Origin of the sequence: Paenibacillus solisilvae (assembly GCF_042656405.1) — a bacterium.
Taxonomy (GTDB): Bacteria; Bacillota; Bacilli; order Paenibacillales; family Paenibacillaceae; genus Paenibacillus_Z; species Paenibacillus_Z solisilvae.
In genome coordinates this window covers 65,733-82,553 of record NZ_JBHSOW010000106.1, presented here as the reverse complement: position 1 = coordinate 82,553, position 16,821 = coordinate 65,733, and the positions used below count along the sequence as shown (strand labels likewise).

Here is a 16,821-nt window from a genome sequence, read left to right as displayed (position 1 = left end):
CCAGTTTGACTAACATAAATATCCATTAAGCATTTTGTATAAACAAACTATGAAAACGGAGGATTCATAATGAATCTGGACGAACTGAAAGCAAAACGAAGCAAGAAGAAGCTAGATCCGCTTCCTATTGCCGAAAAGGAATTGTGCGATCGTTACCAGGAAGTATTCACAGCGGCAGTTAATGATGTATTGAGAGAACAAGGGCTGCTGCATCAGGTGCTGCCAAGCAATATCGTACCCTTGAAGCTGGAAATGAAGGTATGCGGCGTGGCGTTTACGGTCAAGGGATCGAAGAACTTGACGATAGAAAGCGAGATGGAACAGCGGGCCCAAATGCTTGAAGAGGTGGGAGAAGGCTCGATTGTTGTCTGGGATACGAGCAGGGATGATGAATCGGCGCAGTGGGGCGAAGTCATGACCCTGGCATCGAAGCAGCGCGGTTGCAAAGGAGCAATCGTTGACGGAGGAGTCAGGGATACGAACAAGGTGCTTGAGCTTGAGTTCCCTGTATTTTGTAAATATCGGACCTCCAATGGCATGCTCGGCAGATTTCGGATGATCGATTGGCAAATCCCGGTGATGATCGGCAATGTATTTATTTATCCGGGAGATATCATCTTTGGAGATATCGATGGCGTTATTGTCATCCCACGGGATATAGCCTTCGACGTTCTGGTTAAAGCGGAAGCAATTAAAGAGAACGAGAAAGAAATCAAGAGGATGGTACTCGAAGGATTGACCCCGACGGAAGTAGTTAAAAAGGGCGGTTATTTCTAAACATTTGGCCGGCACTTCTCTTCTTTGCTTGTTAAATCTGATCGTGAAAGGGGTAACAGAATGAGAGCAGCAGTACTGACGAATTGGGAAAATATCGAGATCAAGGATGTTCCGATTCCCGAGATCGGGGAAGAAGAATGTCTGGTCAAAGTAAGATATACGGGAATATGCGGTACCGACCTGCATATTTACGGCGGTCATCATCCGACGGCACAAGCGCCTGTCATTCTTGGGCATGAGTTTGTCGGAACGATTGAACGGATCCAAACCAAGTATCCCACTAATCTTAAGCCAGGGGATCGCGTGGTCGCGGAGCCCTTGATCAGCTGCGGCATATGTGAGGCATGTAAAGAGGGCAATTGGCATGTATGCCGGAGCCTGAAGCTGCTTGGCATTCATACAAACGGCGGATTTGCGGAGTATATGAAAGTATCGGTTGATAAAGTGATTAAAGTGGACGACCGGTTATCCGATCGGGTTGCTGCAATGGCCGAGCCATTCGCGGTTGGCTTCCATGTCAATCAGCGCGCGGGAGTGAAGAACGGAGATCGTGTGCTGGTCATAGGTGGAGGGCCGATCGGTTTGATTGTCGGTCTCGTTGCCCGCGAGGGAGGAGCTGCAGAGGTTGCGTTCTCAGAGATCAATCCGATCCGGATCGAGCAGGTCAAATCATTTGGATTTACGAGCGTCATTAATCCAGTCGAGGAAGATGCTGCTGCTAGAGCCGCTGAATTAACGGCTGGGGAAGGCTTTGATGTCGTCATCGAAGTGTCCGGTTCCCAGGCAGGTCTGCTCTTCGCAACGCAGGCTTGCAGAATTAGAGGAACCGTCGTTTTTGTCGGCTTTCCGGGTAAGGTTCCGCAGGTCAATGTGCTGCAGGGGATTTTTAAAGAGCTAACCATGGTTGGCAGCCGCGTATACACCTTCAGCCACTTTCAGAAAACGGTTAAGCTTCTGGAGAATATGGCAGCTGCCAAGCAGTATGATTTGGAGAATCTCATTAGCGATGTCTGTCCCTTGGATAAGCTGGGGGAGTCCATCCAAACGATGAAAGAGGGAAAGAATCTCGGTAAAATCTTAATTGAGTTTTAATAGGGAAGGAGAAGATCGCATGCAGACAAATCGACTCAAGGATAAAGTCGTTATCATCATCGGCGCCACCGGCGGCATGGGGCAAGCGGCCGCCAAGGCGCTTGCTGCTGAAGGCGCAAAGCTGATGCTCGGTTCCAGGAAGGAGCAGGTACTGCATACGTTGGCCGATGAGCTGGTGAGCGGAGGCGCCGAAGCAGCGTACAGGAAAGTGGATGTAACAAATGAAGAAGAAGTACAGGCATTCTTCGACGATACGGCTAAGACCTTCGGGCGATTCGATGTGCTGCTGAATCTGGCCGGTCTAAGCATTCCTTCATCCATATCGGAAATGACGATTCAGCAGTATGAACAATCGATGGATGTGAATCTGAAGGGCACCTTCCTTTGCTCGAAGCATTTTATTCCGTTCGTTGAAAAGGAGCAAGGAGGGTTAATTGTCAATATTGGCTCGATGGCAGCTAAACGCGCAAACCCCAATGCTCCGCTTTACTGCACGGCGAAGGCGGCCTTAAATATGTTCTCGCAGGGATTGTCATTGCAGCTGATCGAGAAGAACATTCGAGTGACGACATTAAATCCAGGCGCAACAGATACCGAGTTTTGGGGTAACCGCCAGGTGCCCAGAGAGAAGTTCATGACGGCATCAGATATTGCAGAAGTGCTGCTGTTCGTTCTTCAAATGGATCCGCGGCTCGTATTTCATGAAATTAATTTCGAATCCTTTGCGTTCTATAAGTAGAGAAGAAGCAGCGGGATTGAATGTATGGTTCCGCCCGTAGCAAAGAAATGCAGGGAGGCTTTGCATTCCCTGCTATTTTTTTGCTTGGCGTGCAGCAGGATATAACATTATTCCGGGAGTTGTGATACAATTCGTATCAGCAAAGTAATGGTGTTTATTCCATGAATACAACAATCTCGGATGTAAGGGGTCTTGCAGGATGAAACGTCGTTATAAAAAAATCCTAATGTGGTCAGGGATTGCTATTGTTTGTCTTGTCATCATAGGGGGCGGCTATGCGTGGTATCTCTATCACTCAGCGAAACAAGAAGTGGCTAAGATGTATGAAGAGATCGCGAGGCCGGTCTATGTCAGCAAAGACCCGAAAATGAAGCCGAGCCCTAAGCCCGCTGATTTAAAGAACAACGATCCGTTTACGGTTCTGTTGCTGGGTGTTGACCAGCGGGAGAATGATAAGGGCCGTTCCGACACGATGATTGTGCTGAGCGTCAATCCTAATAATAAATCAATCCTCATGTTCAATATTCCGCGAGACACGAGAACTGATATTGTCGGTCATGATACAGTGGACAAAATCAATCATGCCTATGCATTCGGTGATGTAGAGATGTCCATTCAGACCGTGGAACAATTTCTTGACTATCCAATCGATTATTATATGAAAGTGAACATGGAGGGGTTTGAGCGGCTGATTGATCTGATCGGCGGCGTGAAGGTAGACAATCCCTATTCTTTCAACATGCAGGGGCATGAGTTCGCGAAGGGACGCTTGTCTTTGAACGGCTCCGATGCCTTGTTGTATTCACGCATGCGCTACGACGATCCAAGAGGAGACTTGGGGCGCAATGCAAGGCAGCGTGAACTTCTGCAGGAAATGATGCGCAGCTCGCTTAATTTATCCAATATTACACGTGTACGGAGCTTGTTGAATGAGATGGGGGATAGTATAAAGACGAACATTACGTTCGAGGACATGAAAACCTTCATGTCAGAATACCGTCCAGGCATCGGCCAAATCGATACGATTGAGATTAAGGGCAAGGCCCAGACCATAAACGGGATTTGGTATTACATTGTGAACGATGATGAGCGCAGCAGAATTCATAACGTGCTCAAAGACCATTTGCAGACGAAGGAGATGAATCCGGCTGTAGCCTCTAAATGAATGGAGTAAGACGTATATATCCGTGTCTTGTCTCATAAAGTGAAGCATATGGGACAGGAGTGGGTGGAATTGAAACGACGGCGCGGTGATCATTTACTATTGTTTAAGCTTGTAATCGGCTTTTTTATTCTGCTTGTGGCTTGGATGACTTGGCATAACGCCTCGCGCTTTTTCTCTCCTGGCGAAGAGAGCGAAGCGCTTCATGCAGTTGAGCAATTTTATAAGTATGAGCAGGTCGGTGATTTCGGAAGCGCATGGGAGCTTTTTCATCCGCTCATGCAGCAGCGGTTTAATAAGCCGGATTATATTCAGAGAAGGGCCCACATTATGTTGCAGGACTTCGGCGTGAAGACATTTGAATTCCATACGGGAAAACCGGAATTATTGACCGATTGGAAAATGAGCCAGGAAACGGATGCAATCGCTGAAGTCTATCAAATTGATGTCACTCAAATTTTTCACAGTCCATATGGCAATTTTGAAATTGTTCAATCCTGCTTTGCCGCATATGAATCGGGTGAATGGAGATTGTTATGGTCCTATCAGAACGATTTGATTGAAACAGCTGCACATTAATGCTTGACTAGATACAATATGTATCATAAATTAAATATATGAAGCTGATAAGTGTTCCATGGAGGTGTGCGAAGGAATGAGTCATTCGGTCAATATGACATTAACCGCCCCAAGATTAATTCGTTCCGCTGATGGAACGCTTCAAGCCAGAATGGACGGATATTTGTACGAGCAGGTCAAGCTTGTTCGCGCATTTCCTTTCTCTATCCCCGACAATTTCATATCGCTGCGTACCGCTGACAACCAAGAGATCCTGTTGTTAAGGGATTTAATCGGCCTGGATGATAACAGCAGACAGCTGGCAAACGAGGAGCTGCAGCGGAGACATATTATACCTCAAATTATGCGAATAATCTCTATTTTCAATCAATCCTCTCAATGGTTTTGGAACGTGGACACGGACTGCGGTCCGGTTGTGATCATCATGGACAACCTGCATGAGAATATTCATCCGATCGCTGACGGCAGGTGGATCTTGACGGATGCTGAAGGCTTCCGGTTTGAACTGTCTAATGTAGCGGCAATGGACGATACGAGCCGTTTATTATGGCAAAAAGTCAATTAGACGGCAGCAAGGGATGAATAGGCTTTTTTTTAAGATTGATGATACATAACGTATCTGCTTTGCTGGATTGTATTGTACGAGTTGTATTCTGTGAAGGGGACAGGTGTAGCAATGGCTATTGCCAATAAGCAAGCAGTTCAGCATCGTCAGCACATACGTATTCGCATTCGCGAAGGGATTCAGGTCAGGTTATCTATTGTCAATGTGCATGGGAAAGATGTAGAATCGCGTGACATTCCCGTCTATCTAAAGGATATTAGTCCTTCGGGGCTGCGGTTTTGGACGCATCTTCGTTTTCCTGTAAGCTGCGATTATACGGTCCGTTTTATGATAACGCTCGGCGAGTGGCAGTTTAACTTGGCTGGCAATATAGTCTGGAGAGGGAAAGATGAGAATCAGTATGTGTACGGATGCTTGTTTTTTCCCGATCAAAAGTTACGGCGGGCTCTGATTCAGGCGATTTCCTGGAAGCTGTCCGAAGGCTTTCCTCTGGGCAAACAAATTCCTCAAATTTACCGTCATCTGAGCAATAACTTGGAGCATAAACATATCGGAGCATCCATGGATGTCAGGAGCTGAACGGTAAAATGTTCAGCTTTTCTTTTTGTTGGAGCATGCTGAGAGAGAACAATATGACTAAGAAAAGCCCGAATAACAGATTCCTAATATATATTAATGAAAGCGCATACACGACAAATTCTTCACTTTCTCGATCCTTTCTATTGACAAAAATCGCTAAATATCATAATCTAAAAATAGTTTGATACGTAATGTAACATAAAACGATAATTTGATACATATAGTATATAGAATAGATTGATAAGGGAGAGGATCAACATGGTAGATAAGGAACAATTTTGTTGTGTGCGCTGCGAACAGTTATTCTTGAAAACTGATGCAGAAGTTATATTCCGGACTGGATTTTACCGGTCGATCCTTGCGCTGGGCTGCTGCAAAGCCTGCTATGATGCGACATCAGGAGCATCACTCCCGGAAAGCGAAGATCTTTTCAGCGAAGGCAGGCTGAAGCGGTATGAGGATGTATCGGATCAACCCTTTACAGATATCAAACAGCAGATGGCCCTGGCTTTGTAAGACAATCGGAACCGACCTGTTGACTGCAGAAATGGCAGTCAGCAGGTCGGTTTTTAATTTTACCTAAAGAAACTTCCAATCGTTTCCTTTCTTTTGTATAATAATTAGGAAGTGAAAGGGCTGCCCGGGATGACCGGGCATGTTCGACAGGAGGGTAAGGATGAGCAGCTTTCAATCCGAGTCAAAACCGGTTGTTCAATTAAAGAATGTAACGAAAGTGTTCGGGAAACGAACGATTATCGATCATTTAACGCTTGATCTGCCGTCTGCAGAAGTGTTTGGCTTTCTTGGCCCTAACGGCGCGGGCAAAACAACAACGATCCGGATGATGGTTGGCTTGATGGGGTTAACTGACGGAGATGTTCTAATCGAAGGACACAGCATCCGTCAAGATTATGAGAAGGCCATTCGCCATGTAGGGGCTATTGTTGAGAACCCGGAGATGTACAAATATTTGTCCGGATTTCAAAATTTGCTTCACTTTTCAAGAATGGTACCGGGAATTACAAAGCAGCGAATCGATGAGGTTGTCGAACTGGTCGGACTTAAGTCCCGTATTCATGACAAGGTGAAGACCTATTCGCTTGGTATGCGCCAGCGCCTTGGCGTTGCACAGGCAATCATGCATAAACCTTCACTGCTAATATTGGATGAGCCTACGAATGGCCTTGACCCTGCCGGAATTCGCGAGCTGCGAGATTACTTGCGTAAGCTATCCAGAGAAGAAGGAATTACTGTCTTCGTATCGAGCCATCTTCTAAGCGAGATGGAGCTTATGTGTGATCGCGTTGCTATAATTCAGGCGGGCAAGCTGATCGATGTCCGCAGTATCCGCCAGGGTGCTCCTCTTGCAAGCGAAGCGAGCCGTGTGCTGTTCGAGGTAGATCAGGCAGAGGAAGCTGTGCGGTTCTTAGCGAAGTACGATGCCCTTCAGGAGGATGGCGCTGCAATGGTGAATGTGGACCGGGATACAATCGCGGTCATTAATTCCGAGCTTGTTAATGCGGGATTCAAGGTTTTCGGCATTCGCGTATTAAACAAGTCCCTGGAAGAGCAGTTCCTGGAAATGACAGGAGGCGAAAGCGTTGTTTAATTTTCTTCAGCTCGTAAGAAATGAAAATATGAAAATTTATTTACGTATACGGACGTGGGTCATGTTCGGCATCCTGATTGTCCTGCAGCTTGCGATTTCGATCGTAGCTAAGCTTGTTACGGATACTGATCCTAACAATTGGTCGATGATGCTGAACGAATCAGGCGTACTTCTTGTTATCGTCACCATATTTACAGTTGTTGCATCGGCTGACAGCGTAGCCGGGGAGTTCACGAGCGGTACGATTAAGTTGCTGCTGATTCGTCCTTGGAGCAGGTCGAAGATTCTGCTTTCCAAATACATAAGCTTGCTGTTGCTCGCCCTGTTTATGTCGATACTCGTATTTGTTCTAACCCTGGTTGTCAATATGCTGTTCTTCGGCTATGATAGTTCGCCGGATGTCGTTTCTACAGTGCTGCATGTGAACAGGGACCTGCCGGTCGTGGGGTATATGCTGCTTTATTTCTTCTATGAGTTCATCTCCTTAGTCATCACGGTTACGTTAGCATTCATGCTTTCTACGGTTTTCCGCAGCGGGGGGCTTGCAATCGGACTTTCCTTGTTCGTCCTGCTGGCGGGAGGTACGGTTACCGGCTTGCTGAGCATGCTTGACTATGAATGGGTCAACTACATTTTATTCCTGAATATGAATTTGTCTGCTTACCTTAACGGTGCACCAATGAAGGAAGGCATGACAATGGGCTTCTCGGTTGCGGTATTAGCGGTTTATTACGTGGTATTCATCGGCGTGACTTGGCTGATCTTCAATAAACGTGATGTCGCAGCATAGAGCAAGATTCATCTGAAGCAGCTTAAAGAGCTCCTTGTCTTCATGACAGGGAGCTCTTTAAGCTGCTTCAGGCTTGCCTGCCTGTCGCTTCTAAACGAACTGCAAATCAGCAAGTACTCCGGCTAGCCGGCTTGGCGGGATTTTTCCGCATTCGCAGCCGCTTCCTTGTTCTGCTGCAGAACATGGGCATGTTCATGCTCAGGAAGGGGACGAGTTTTCGTTCCTGGTTCCGTTCCATCCTGCTGCAGACGGGCGATATCGTTTCGTTTAGCTTCAATTCGTTTTAAATGATAATAGGTTGCATTCTTAGAACGTTCAAATAGCTATTTATTCGAGGGTGCTGTAAAACATGCCAACAAAAGGAGTATTGGCAGGCGTCGCGGGTTAAGCTAGTAACATTTCAAATCAATGGGAGGACTTCTATGGTATGGGTTCTGCTGGCACTCATCATCTTTATTTTTCAAATTGCCACGATACTTATACTGGAGTTTCGTCATCCGTCTAAGACGGTCGCTTGGCTGCTGATTTTGTTTATTTTGCCGATTATCGGTTTTGTCATGTATTATTTTCTTGCTCAGGAGTACCAGCGGAGACGGACGGTGCGCAAGCGCGGGGTAGTCGCGGAAGAGATACGGCTTCAGGCACTTCTCCGCTGCAAAATCGTTCATCGTCCCTCAGATATGCATAGCGTTCAGTTTGAGCATCAGGAGCGGCTCTTCCGGATGCTGCAGGGGATGAGCCTGTCCCCGATAACAAGCTGTAATGAAGCAGTGGTGCTGACCGATGGACAGGAAACCTTTGCATCGATATTTGAGGCGCTAGAGCAGGCGGAGAATCATATCCATGTGGAATATTATACGATTCGTCACGATCATATCGGACAGCGCTTCAAGGAAGTTCTAATTCGTAAAGCCAAGGCAGGACTGGAGGTAAGAGTCATTTATGACGGGGTAGGCAGTCTGGAGCTAAGCAGCCTTTATCTCGCGGAGCTGGCAGAGGCAGGCGTACAGACCCGGTGTTTCCTCGCTCCGAAACTGGCTTTTTTCGATAAACGGATGAACTTTCGGAATCATCGGAAAATCATTGTCGTGGATGGGCTTGTCGGTTTTGTCGGAGGGATCAATATCGGAGATGAATACTTAGGCGGGAATAAGAAGCTGGGGTTCTGGCGCGATACGCATCTGCGCATTAAAGGCGACGCCGTTTATTTTCTTCAGGACGTGTTTATGCAGGATTGGTATTTCACATCCAAAGAGCGGCTGAGCAGCCTGTCCTACTTGCCTGAGCATAAATGTGAGGGGAATGAGCAGCTGCAGATCATATCGAGCGGTCCGAACACCAGCGCAGATGCCATTCTGGAATGCGTATTCGCCGCCATTTCAGTTGCCAAATCGCGAATATATATTGAGACACCGTATTTCATACCGGATCAAAGCGTTCTGATGGCGCTTCGGACGGCTGCGTTAAGCGGGGTTGACGTGAAAATCATCATTCCGTATGTGGCGGATTCCAAGCTGGTGCTCTACGCCTCCTTGTCTTACGTGGAGGATATGCTGATGGCCGGTGTAAGAATGTATCGGTATCAGAAAGGATTCGTCCATGCCAAAGTATTGATCGTCGATGATTTTATTGCATCGGTAGGCACAGCCAATATGGATATGAGGAGTTTCTTCAGCAACTTTGAAATTAATGCGCTCTTGTTTGATGAATCTGCGATCAACAAGCTGTATGAGGATTTCAGCAGGGATTTGGCGGACAGCCTGGAGATTAATATGTATGAATTTAAGCAGCGCCCGCGCTGGCAAAAGGCGAGTGAGGTTGTAGCGCGAATGCTGTCCCCGCTGCTATAATGCAAGTAATAATTCAAAGGGACTGTCCCAAATCTTAACGAAGTTGGGGCAAACCCGTATTGCACTTGTGTGAACGACTTGCAGCGTGCTTAGCATTCGCGGTTTAATTCTGCATTGTGCGCAGCTCCCGGCGTGGCAGGCCGATAGGTGTCGACAGTCAACCGCATGACGCATGCGCATCTATACTGGATTGTTACAGCTATTTCGGGCTTTAGATGTACGAACGAGCGCTATACTGGAAATTTCCAGTTATAAATGCCAAATTGGGCTCCAAAAGGCTTATTTGGGGCGATATAGCTGTATGGAATGCAGTATAGAGACAGTCTTAATCGGATGGAAGTCTTTTAACTGTACGAATTCCAGTATAGGCTAGGGTGTAACAAGTATCTGATGCTCAAAAGAAAAGGGTCTGTCCAAAAGCCTATGGCTTTTGTGACAGACCCTTTTCATACCTTGACGCTATATATTCTGAAGAGAAGGACGGTCAAGCTTAACGATATGGGCGATCGGGTGATTTTCTCCAAGGATCAGATTGCGCAGCAGTGTAGAAGCGAGCGTACTGTATACCGTTCCGTTTCCGCCATAGCCGAGGCAATAATAGACGCCGGGCCAGCTGGGATCGGCACCGATAAAAGGTAAATTATCCCGTGATTCGCCGAATGCCGCCGTCCAATCGTAGGCAAGCGGGGCATTGAAGCTGGGGAAATGCTCCTTCACACGTGCGTGCAGCTTATCGGTCCGTTTATGACGAGCCTGCTCACTGGTTACGGGGTGAGAAGAATCTTCATCAAGTCCGCCTGCAATGACCCTTCCATCGGGAGTGGTTCGCATATAAAAGTAAGGCCTGGCTGTCTCCCAAATCATATGCTTCATATACCACTTCTCCATATCAGCTTGAGGTTCGGTTGCAATTGCGTATGTCCGGTTGATGTCGGACTTAATGAATTGGCCTCGCAGCTCCTCTGGTTCATATCCGACTGCATAAATAACATGCTCCGCAAGAACAGTTAAACCGGCTGAGGTTGTCAGCTGATGAAGACCATGATCAAGCGTGATATGCTCGGTGATATCTGTTTGCTCATGAATGGCCGCCCCCATCTTCGAAGCACCAGCAGCCAATGCATGAACGAAACGGAAGGGGTTGATCTCCGCATCCCCATGAGTAAGAATCGCGCCTGGTTTGCTGAACGGATAATGGGCGGCAATATCGGCCGGGCTCCAATATTCAACGCCGAATCCATGCTTATGGAGTGCTTCATATTCAAGGTTTAATTTGGGCAGATCCTGTTCAGAGCTGGCATAATATAAACTGCTGCGGCTGATAAAGCCGACATCTTCGCCAAGCTCAGCTGCAGTTTGCCCAATATGAGCAACAGACAGGACGCAGGCTTTATAGAAGCTGACGGCATCAAGTTCGCCGATTTGATCGATGAGATCGGTAAGCATCACATCATTGCAAAACTGAAGAAGGCCTGTATTTGCGGAGGTGCTGCCGCCGGCGATCTCGCTGCGCTCCAATATGCAGGCGTCAATTCCGCTTTTGGCTAGTTCATAACCGCAGGTTGTGCCTGACATGCCTCCGCCAATAATGGCGACCTTAACCTTGAGATCCTCTTGAAGAGGTTGGTATGTACGATAATGCTGCATCGTATGGGGCCAATATAAATGGCCATTGTGTAAGTCTTTCATGATCCTTACCTCCCATGCCTACTATGCCCAATTTTCAAAAATAACTTGCTCCGTCCGCCCATAGACGACAAGCGGTAGGCTGCGCGGGCAGGACAAAAAAGAGGGAGAACAGCATTCCCTCTTTCCTTGTCTAAGAACGGTCAGGAAAGGGTAGAGGCGATCCTATCCTTTCCGGTCGTTCTAAGGGGAGACAACTAATCAGCCAACTGGCGCGTTAGTCGTCGTTTCTTCATGCTACTCTTGAATGGGATCGGGAACCAATCCTTCTTCCTGCAATTGGGAGTTGGTTTTCATCCCTTTCATGTCATTGCCCAGACGTTTCATATCCTGCTCATCCTGGACCATCGACCCATTCTGAGCTTCAGCGATGGGCTTTGAAGGTTTACCAGCTTGGCCAGCGGCAGGAATCGGTTCACTGCTGTGACTATAAAATTGGTTAGCCATCGTATCCACTCCTAATGACTGTTTTTATCTTGCTCATCACGAGAGTTTTGATTATTCTGATTATTCAGGCTGCGACTGTAATTGTCGGCTGTATGCTCAGCAGCTGTGCCTAATTTGTCAGCAGTGCTGCCGACCTTGTCTGCAACAGCAACACCTGCCTCCTGTGCCCGGGTTGTATAGTTATCGACAATCCCTTTGGCTTGGGAGGCGAGCGTGCTTACTTTGCCGCCTACATCACCTGCCGCATCCTTGGCCTGCCCCGCCATGGAGACAACCTTGTTACTGACACCTGCTGCCGTTTCTTTGGCCTGTGCGGTAAAGGAAGCAACCCGGTCCATTGTCGCCGTGGAGATTTCATCGGATTTACGTCGAATCGTCTCCCGCATTTCTTTACCTGTCTTTGGTGTCATCAGAATAGCTGCAGTTGCACCAACCGCGCTGCCGATAACGAGACCCCGCAGCAATTTAGATCCGCCAGATTGTCGATTATTCGTTTTTTCCATGATGGTCAGCTCCTTTGGTTTCAAAATAGTATAGTGGCCTTTCATAAGAAGAACCTGTATCATCAAAAGTGATGGCTTACGACCCTTCTTCATTTTGTAAGGCTCGATGTCTTCTTGACTTCTACATACCCCACTTTACTTCGTTTTGAAACGGAACCTTCGAATCAGGAAGGGGGAAATCTGTTTGAGGCAATGAAAGAGTGAAGCCAATCAACCAGGCTATTCAAGCATAATTATGGAGGCAGTCAATGATGGATAAAGATATAACCAATCAGGTGCTTGGCGTTCCGCTCGTACAAACCACACGCGGCAATCGGGTGGAAAATGTGCACAGCGGACATATTGCGGTCGTCTCCTTAGATGGCGATGGAACCATCCTTGCTCAGGCGGGTGATGCTGAAATTACAAGCTACCTGCGTTCAACGGCAAAGCCGGTTCAGGCTTTTGCGGCAGTATTAGGAGGCGTTCTGGAATCGTACGGCTTGGAGGAAGAGGCGCTGGCTATTATGTGCGGCTCCCAGCAGGGTGAAGCGGAGCATGTCGCTCTGCTTACTCGGATGCTTCAGCGAACAGGGGTTGATGAAGAGCAGCTGATCTTTGGCAGGACAATGCCTGCGAGTTTGAAGGCGAGAGATCAGGTTGCTGCTGCCGGAGGAGAACCCCGTAAGCTCTATCATGTATGTGCGGGCAAACATATTGGTATGCTGGCACTGTGCAAGCTGCGCGGCTGGCCGCTTGATTCCTATACGCAGCCGGATCATCCGCTGCAGCAGGAGCTGCTCGGGCATGTCGCTGCCTTCTCAGGCACGCGGCCGGAGGCGGTCGAATGCGCCGTCGACGGCTGCGGCCTGCCGGTTTTCGCGCTGCCGTTATGGCGGCTCGCGCTTATTTATGCGCGGCTCGCTGCCCCGGCAGGCGCCGGCGGCAGCGCCGCCTACGCTGCTGCGGCTGCGCGCATTGCCGCAGCCATGAACAGCCGCCCGGCCCTCGTCGAGGGTCCAGGCCGGCTGGCCAGCGTCATGCTTGGCGACGGGAACGCCGTCGCCAAGAGCGGAGCGCAGGGCGTCTTCGCCTTCGCCCTGCGGCGTGAAAGACTGGCCGTCGCCATAAAGATGGCCGACGGCGGAGAATCCGCTTGGCCGGAGGCCGCCTGCGCGGTGCTGGAGCAGCTCCGCGTCGGCGGCGACCTCGCCGAACGCATCCGCAGTCACTTCCCGCCGGCAATCGTCAATGACGCCGGCGAAACCGTCGGGCGCCGCGAGTCCGTCCTGCGGCTGCATATTCATTAGCAGCCGGCGGAATACCTCGTTCACATGTGGTCTATCGCCGTCATGCGATGCCTCAACGCGCCCTCGCCGACCCGGCCTGCTTGCGCGAACAATTTTTTAAAAACCGGATTATTGGAGCGGCAGCAGCGTAAGCCATGGCTTTCCCAATAATATCTCTACGAATAAAGAGTGAATTATCCATCCTCCGAAAGACGTGTGAACTGGGAACGGTTTCCACGTCTTTTAGGCATGTTCAGGACTGATTTCCGCTGGAAAACCGCATACAAAACGGACTCCCGAAGTTTCAGCCTGGCGCCAAGCGGTGTATATCCAAAATAAGATGATGAGCACTACGCAGCATGATCTTTAGGAAATACATTTTAGAAAAAAGAAGGGTGGAGTTACTATGTTAGGATGGGCTGTATTATTTTTTATTTTTGCCATAGCGGCAGGTATTCTAGGGTTTTTCACATTAGCATCGGCAGCGGCCGGCATCGCGAAAATTCTATTCTTTGTTTTTCTTATCATATTCGTTGTCTCGCTTATTTTCGGCAGAAGACGAGTCTAACGGCCGGCTTCACGAACACTTATCCTTAATGCACTTGCTTTAACGCAATTCCCATTACCGTAAACGAAATCAAGGAGGGATTCACCATGGAAATTCAAGTAACCAATGTACACACGGTCAATAACATTGCAGAGGCGCGCAAGCAGATCGAGAAATACAAGTCCAAGGGCTATGATAGGGAACATCTATATGTCCTTGCGCATGACAAAGAGCGGACGAAACGGATTGCCGAGGAAACTAACGTCGAGCAGATCGGAGTGGCTGAAGAGGGGATTGATACGGCGATTGCCAACATCTTCCGTTCCCGCGGCAGCGAGCTTCGCGCGAAGCTCAAATCCATGGGCGTCAGTCCCGAAGAGGCTGAGCGTCTTGAACGTGAGATGGATCAGGACAAAATTGTCGTGATCGCATGGGGCGGCGTCCAGTTTAATGATGAAGATTATGATCCGGCGGTAGTTTATTACCCCCTGATTCTGGTTTAAGAATAGGACAAAGTAGAATAGCATTTCACAAAAGTAGACCGTTCACTGTCGAACGGTCTACTTTTGCATCCGAAGGGGCGAGGTCGATCATGCTGCAAAAAAGCCGGTTTTTCCGATTTTGTGTCTATACCCTAGCATTTCTGTTGATCATCTACATGATATCAAGGGTCAGTTTTATGTTTCACCCGCTGTTCAAAATGTTCAACATCCTCATCGTGCCTTTTGCGCTCGCCGGTTTTTTCTATTATCTGCTGCGTCCCATCGTCCATTTCCTTACCGAGCGGCGAGTACATAAAATCGCAGCCATTCTGCTGATTTATTTGGTACTGGCGACTTTGCTTTTCCTCTTCTCCCTCGTCGTATGGCCGACATTGATCAGACAAATCAACAATTTCGCCCAGAGTGCACCAACATTAATCGAAGACTTCAGGAATCAGATTACCAATATTCAGAATAACCGCATCGTCCGCTTCTTCAACTCTGATAATTCGGACCTGTCGAATAAACTGTCGGAATCACTGAACACTGTCATTACATCGGCATCCAATTATGTAACGAATGTGATTGGCATCGTGACGAGCTTCTTCATCGTGGTTGCCACTGCGCCGATTATTTCGTATTACATGCTCAAGGAAGGAGAGTCGATTCCGAGATCCGTTCTGCATCTCATTCCGAGCCGGTATGCCAAGGACGGCAGGGAGGTGCTCGATGAAATCGATGCAGCTCTGAGCGGCTTTATTCTAGGCCGGATGATCATTACTTTTCTGCTCGGGATCATGATGTATATCGGGTTTCTCATTATCGGCCTGCCGTACTCTTTGCTTATCGCGTTTATTGCGACAATCCTGAACATCATCCCCTATATCGGGCCGATTCTTGGCGCGATCCCCTGCGTGATTGTTGCCTTTATCGATTCTCCGGCCATGGTGCTGTGGGTTTTAATCGTCGTACTGATTGCACAGCAGATCGAGGGCAATGTACTGTCGCCTTTTATTTATGGCAAAAGAATCGATATCCATCCCCTGACCACCATTATTTTGCTGTTGGTTGCCGGAGAAATATCCGGTATCCTCGGTGTGATCTTAGCGATTCCATTCTATATGGTGATCAAAATCATTGCGGTTCGTATCTACCGGCTGTTCCTGGCGGAGAAGGTGGAGGAGCTCGTTGAGTGACGGCGCACCAAGACCTCCTTCAGCTGCCAGCAAGCCAAAGCTCACTTTCATTAAGGAAAACGTTACAGCGACTTCATTGCCTCCCGATAAGCGCTCGGCGATTGTCCATAGAAACGCCGGAACTGCTTGGAGAAATAGAGCGGATCCTGGAAGCCTACCGATGCCGCGATCTGCTCAATAGTGAGCTCCAGCCTCTCACGCAGCAGCAGATGCGCTTTATCGATGCGCAGCTTAAGCAGAAAGGTAACCGGCGTAATGCCGGTCTGCTGCTTGAACAGCCGGGATAAGTATGCACGGTTATAGCCGAGCATATCAGCCATATCCTCGATGGACACCGGCTCAGCGTACTGTGTCGACAAATACCGGATAACCTGCTGTACGAGCACTTCTCCATCACCGCCTCTTTGCTGTGCGCCGGATGGATCGCTGTTAATCGGGGAACCGAACTCGGCAAATAATAAATAGAGATAGCCGGCGGCGCGAAGATGCGCAGTAGGTCCGCCTAAACGGAAGGAGCGGGCAATGCTGTTGAACAATACGCGGACTCTTGGGTTTTGGCCGGTATCAATAATGGGATTTAGTTTGGATAAGCCCGCTCCTGCGGCTAGTTCGCCTGCATGGCTGCCTTCGAAAGCAATCCAGCGGTAACGCCAAGGTTCGTTTTCATTCGATGCGTAGCTGATCAGCTGCTCGGGGTGAATAATGAAGGATTGTCCTGCCCTGACGGTGCTTTGCCCGCCTTCATAAGAGAAGGAGCCCGAGCCGGACAGCACGTGATGCATTAAAAAAAAGTCGTATACTTTAGGCCCGACAATATGCGCGGGCTTTGTTTGGCTTTCTCCAGCAAATAATACATATAAATCACCATGCTCATTGGGGATGGGATTAGATACGACATTATAGGTAACAGGCAGCTCCAAGTGGTTGCACTTCCTCCATATAGGTATGTC

General features: G+C 48.5%; 19 protein-coding genes. 15 read left to right on the top strand and 4 right to left on the bottom strand.

From position 1 onward, the window contains the following. Positions 1-69: 69 nt before the first annotated feature. The 11 genes from ACFPYJ_RS27885 (at position 70) to cls (ending at position 9,742) form a co-directional block, all read left to right on the top strand. The gene (locus ACFPYJ_RS27885) at positions 70-777 is read left to right on the top strand and encodes an RraA family protein (RefSeq protein ID WP_379191510.1); all 708 of its coding nucleotides are present in this window, start codon (positions 70-72) and stop codon (positions 775-777) included. Positions 778-837: 60 nt separating this feature from the next. Then, entirely contained in the window at positions 838-1,869 is a 1,032-nt protein-coding gene (locus ACFPYJ_RS27880; RefSeq protein ID WP_379191509.1) for a zinc-dependent alcohol dehydrogenase, read from the top strand. Between the two features lie 19 nt (positions 1,870-1,888). Beyond that, positions 1,889-2,608, top strand: coding sequence for an SDR family oxidoreductase (locus ACFPYJ_RS27875; RefSeq protein ID WP_379191508.1), 720 nt, complete (start codon positions 1,889-1,891; stop codon positions 2,606-2,608). Between the two features lie 199 nt (positions 2,609-2,807). Then, positions 2,808-3,773 (top strand): LCP family glycopolymer transferase, encoded by a 966-nt coding sequence (locus tag ACFPYJ_RS27870; protein ID WP_379191507.1) that lies wholly within the window; start codon positions 2,808-2,810, stop codon positions 3,771-3,773. A gap of 69 nt (positions 3,774-3,842) precedes the next feature. Then, entirely contained in the window at positions 3,843-4,349 is a 507-nt protein-coding gene (locus tag ACFPYJ_RS27865; protein ID WP_379191506.1) for a hypothetical protein, read from the top strand. A 76-nt stretch (positions 4,350-4,425) separates the two neighbouring features. Then, positions 4,426-4,914, top strand: coding sequence for a DUF1854 domain-containing protein (locus tag ACFPYJ_RS27860; RefSeq protein WP_379191505.1), 489 nt, complete (start codon positions 4,426-4,428; stop codon positions 4,912-4,914). Positions 4,915-5,025: 111 nt separating this feature from the next. Further along, entirely contained in the window at positions 5,026-5,493 is a 468-nt protein-coding gene (locus tag ACFPYJ_RS27855; RefSeq protein WP_379191504.1) for a PilZ domain-containing protein, read from the top strand. Between the two features lie 258 nt (positions 5,494-5,751). Further along, positions 5,752-6,009: a hypothetical protein gene (locus ACFPYJ_RS27850; protein ID WP_379191503.1), complete on the top strand. Its 258-nt coding sequence runs from the start codon at positions 5,752-5,754 to the stop codon at positions 6,007-6,009. A 160-nt stretch (positions 6,010-6,169) separates the two neighbouring features. Beyond that, positions 6,170-7,102 carry an ABC transporter ATP-binding protein gene (locus tag ACFPYJ_RS27845; protein WP_379191502.1) on the top strand — a complete coding sequence of 311 codons (933 nt, stop codon included), beginning with the start codon at positions 6,170-6,172 and terminating at the stop codon, positions 7,100-7,102. After that, positions 7,095-7,892 (top strand): ABC transporter permease, encoded by a 798-nt coding sequence (locus ACFPYJ_RS27840; RefSeq protein WP_379191501.1) that lies wholly within the window; start codon positions 7,095-7,097, stop codon positions 7,890-7,892. Before ACFPYJ_RS27845 ends, ACFPYJ_RS27840 begins: the two co-directional genes overlap by 8 nt. Positions 7,893-8,314: 422 nt before the next feature. Continuing rightward, positions 8,315-9,742 (top strand): cardiolipin synthase, encoded by a 1,428-nt coding sequence (gene cls, locus ACFPYJ_RS27835; RefSeq protein WP_379191500.1) that lies wholly within the window; start codon positions 8,315-8,317, stop codon positions 9,740-9,742. Between the two features lie 459 nt (positions 9,743-10,201). On the opposite strand, the gene ACFPYJ_RS27830 is transcribed toward cls, so the two are convergent. From ACFPYJ_RS27830 to ACFPYJ_RS27820, 3 genes are all read right to left on the bottom strand, one after another. Beyond that, entirely contained in the window at positions 10,202-11,431 is a 1,230-nt protein-coding gene (locus tag ACFPYJ_RS27830; protein ID WP_379191499.1) for an NAD(P)/FAD-dependent oxidoreductase, read from the bottom strand. Positions 11,432-11,665: 234 nt separating this feature from the next. Next, on the bottom strand, positions 11,666-11,875 hold the full coding sequence (locus ACFPYJ_RS27825) for a hypothetical protein (RefSeq protein WP_379191498.1): 210 nt from the start codon (positions 11,873-11,875) through the stop codon (positions 11,666-11,668). Between the two features lie 11 nt (positions 11,876-11,886). Then, on the bottom strand, positions 11,887-12,378 hold the full coding sequence (locus ACFPYJ_RS27820; protein WP_379191497.1) for a YtxH domain-containing protein: 492 nt from the start codon (positions 12,376-12,378) through the stop codon (positions 11,887-11,889). 248 nt (positions 12,379-12,626) lie between these two features. Here ACFPYJ_RS27820 and ACFPYJ_RS27815 point away from each other — a divergent pair, with 248 nt between their 5' ends. The 4 genes from ACFPYJ_RS27815 to ACFPYJ_RS27800 all read left to right on the top strand — a co-directional run bounded on the left by ACFPYJ_RS27815 (position 12,627) and on the right by ACFPYJ_RS27800 (position 15,871). After that, positions 12,627-13,667: an asparaginase gene (locus tag ACFPYJ_RS27815; RefSeq protein WP_379191496.1), complete on the top strand. Its 1,041-nt coding sequence runs from the start codon at positions 12,627-12,629 to the stop codon at positions 13,665-13,667. 385 nt (positions 13,668-14,052) lie between these two features. Continuing rightward, positions 14,053-14,214: a DUF1328 domain-containing protein gene (locus ACFPYJ_RS27810; RefSeq protein ID WP_379191495.1), complete on the top strand. Its 162-nt coding sequence runs from the start codon at positions 14,053-14,055 to the stop codon at positions 14,212-14,214. An 86-nt stretch (positions 14,215-14,300) separates the two neighbouring features. Then, complete coding sequence (locus ACFPYJ_RS27805; protein WP_379191494.1) at positions 14,301-14,696, top strand: YflT domain-containing protein; 396 nt, start codon at positions 14,301-14,303, stop codon at positions 14,694-14,696. Positions 14,697-14,785: 89 nt separating this feature from the next. Further along, positions 14,786-15,871 carry an AI-2E family transporter gene (locus ACFPYJ_RS27800; protein ID WP_379191493.1) on the top strand — a complete coding sequence of 362 codons (1,086 nt, stop codon included), beginning with the start codon at positions 14,786-14,788 and terminating at the stop codon, positions 15,869-15,871. Between the two features lie 62 nt (positions 15,872-15,933). On the opposite strand, the gene ACFPYJ_RS27795 is transcribed toward ACFPYJ_RS27800, so the two are convergent. Then, positions 15,934-16,791, bottom strand: a complete 858-nt coding sequence (locus ACFPYJ_RS27795) for an AraC family transcriptional regulator (RefSeq protein ID WP_379191492.1) — start codon at positions 16,789-16,791, stop codon at positions 15,934-15,936. Positions 16,792-16,821 lie beyond the last annotated feature (30 nt).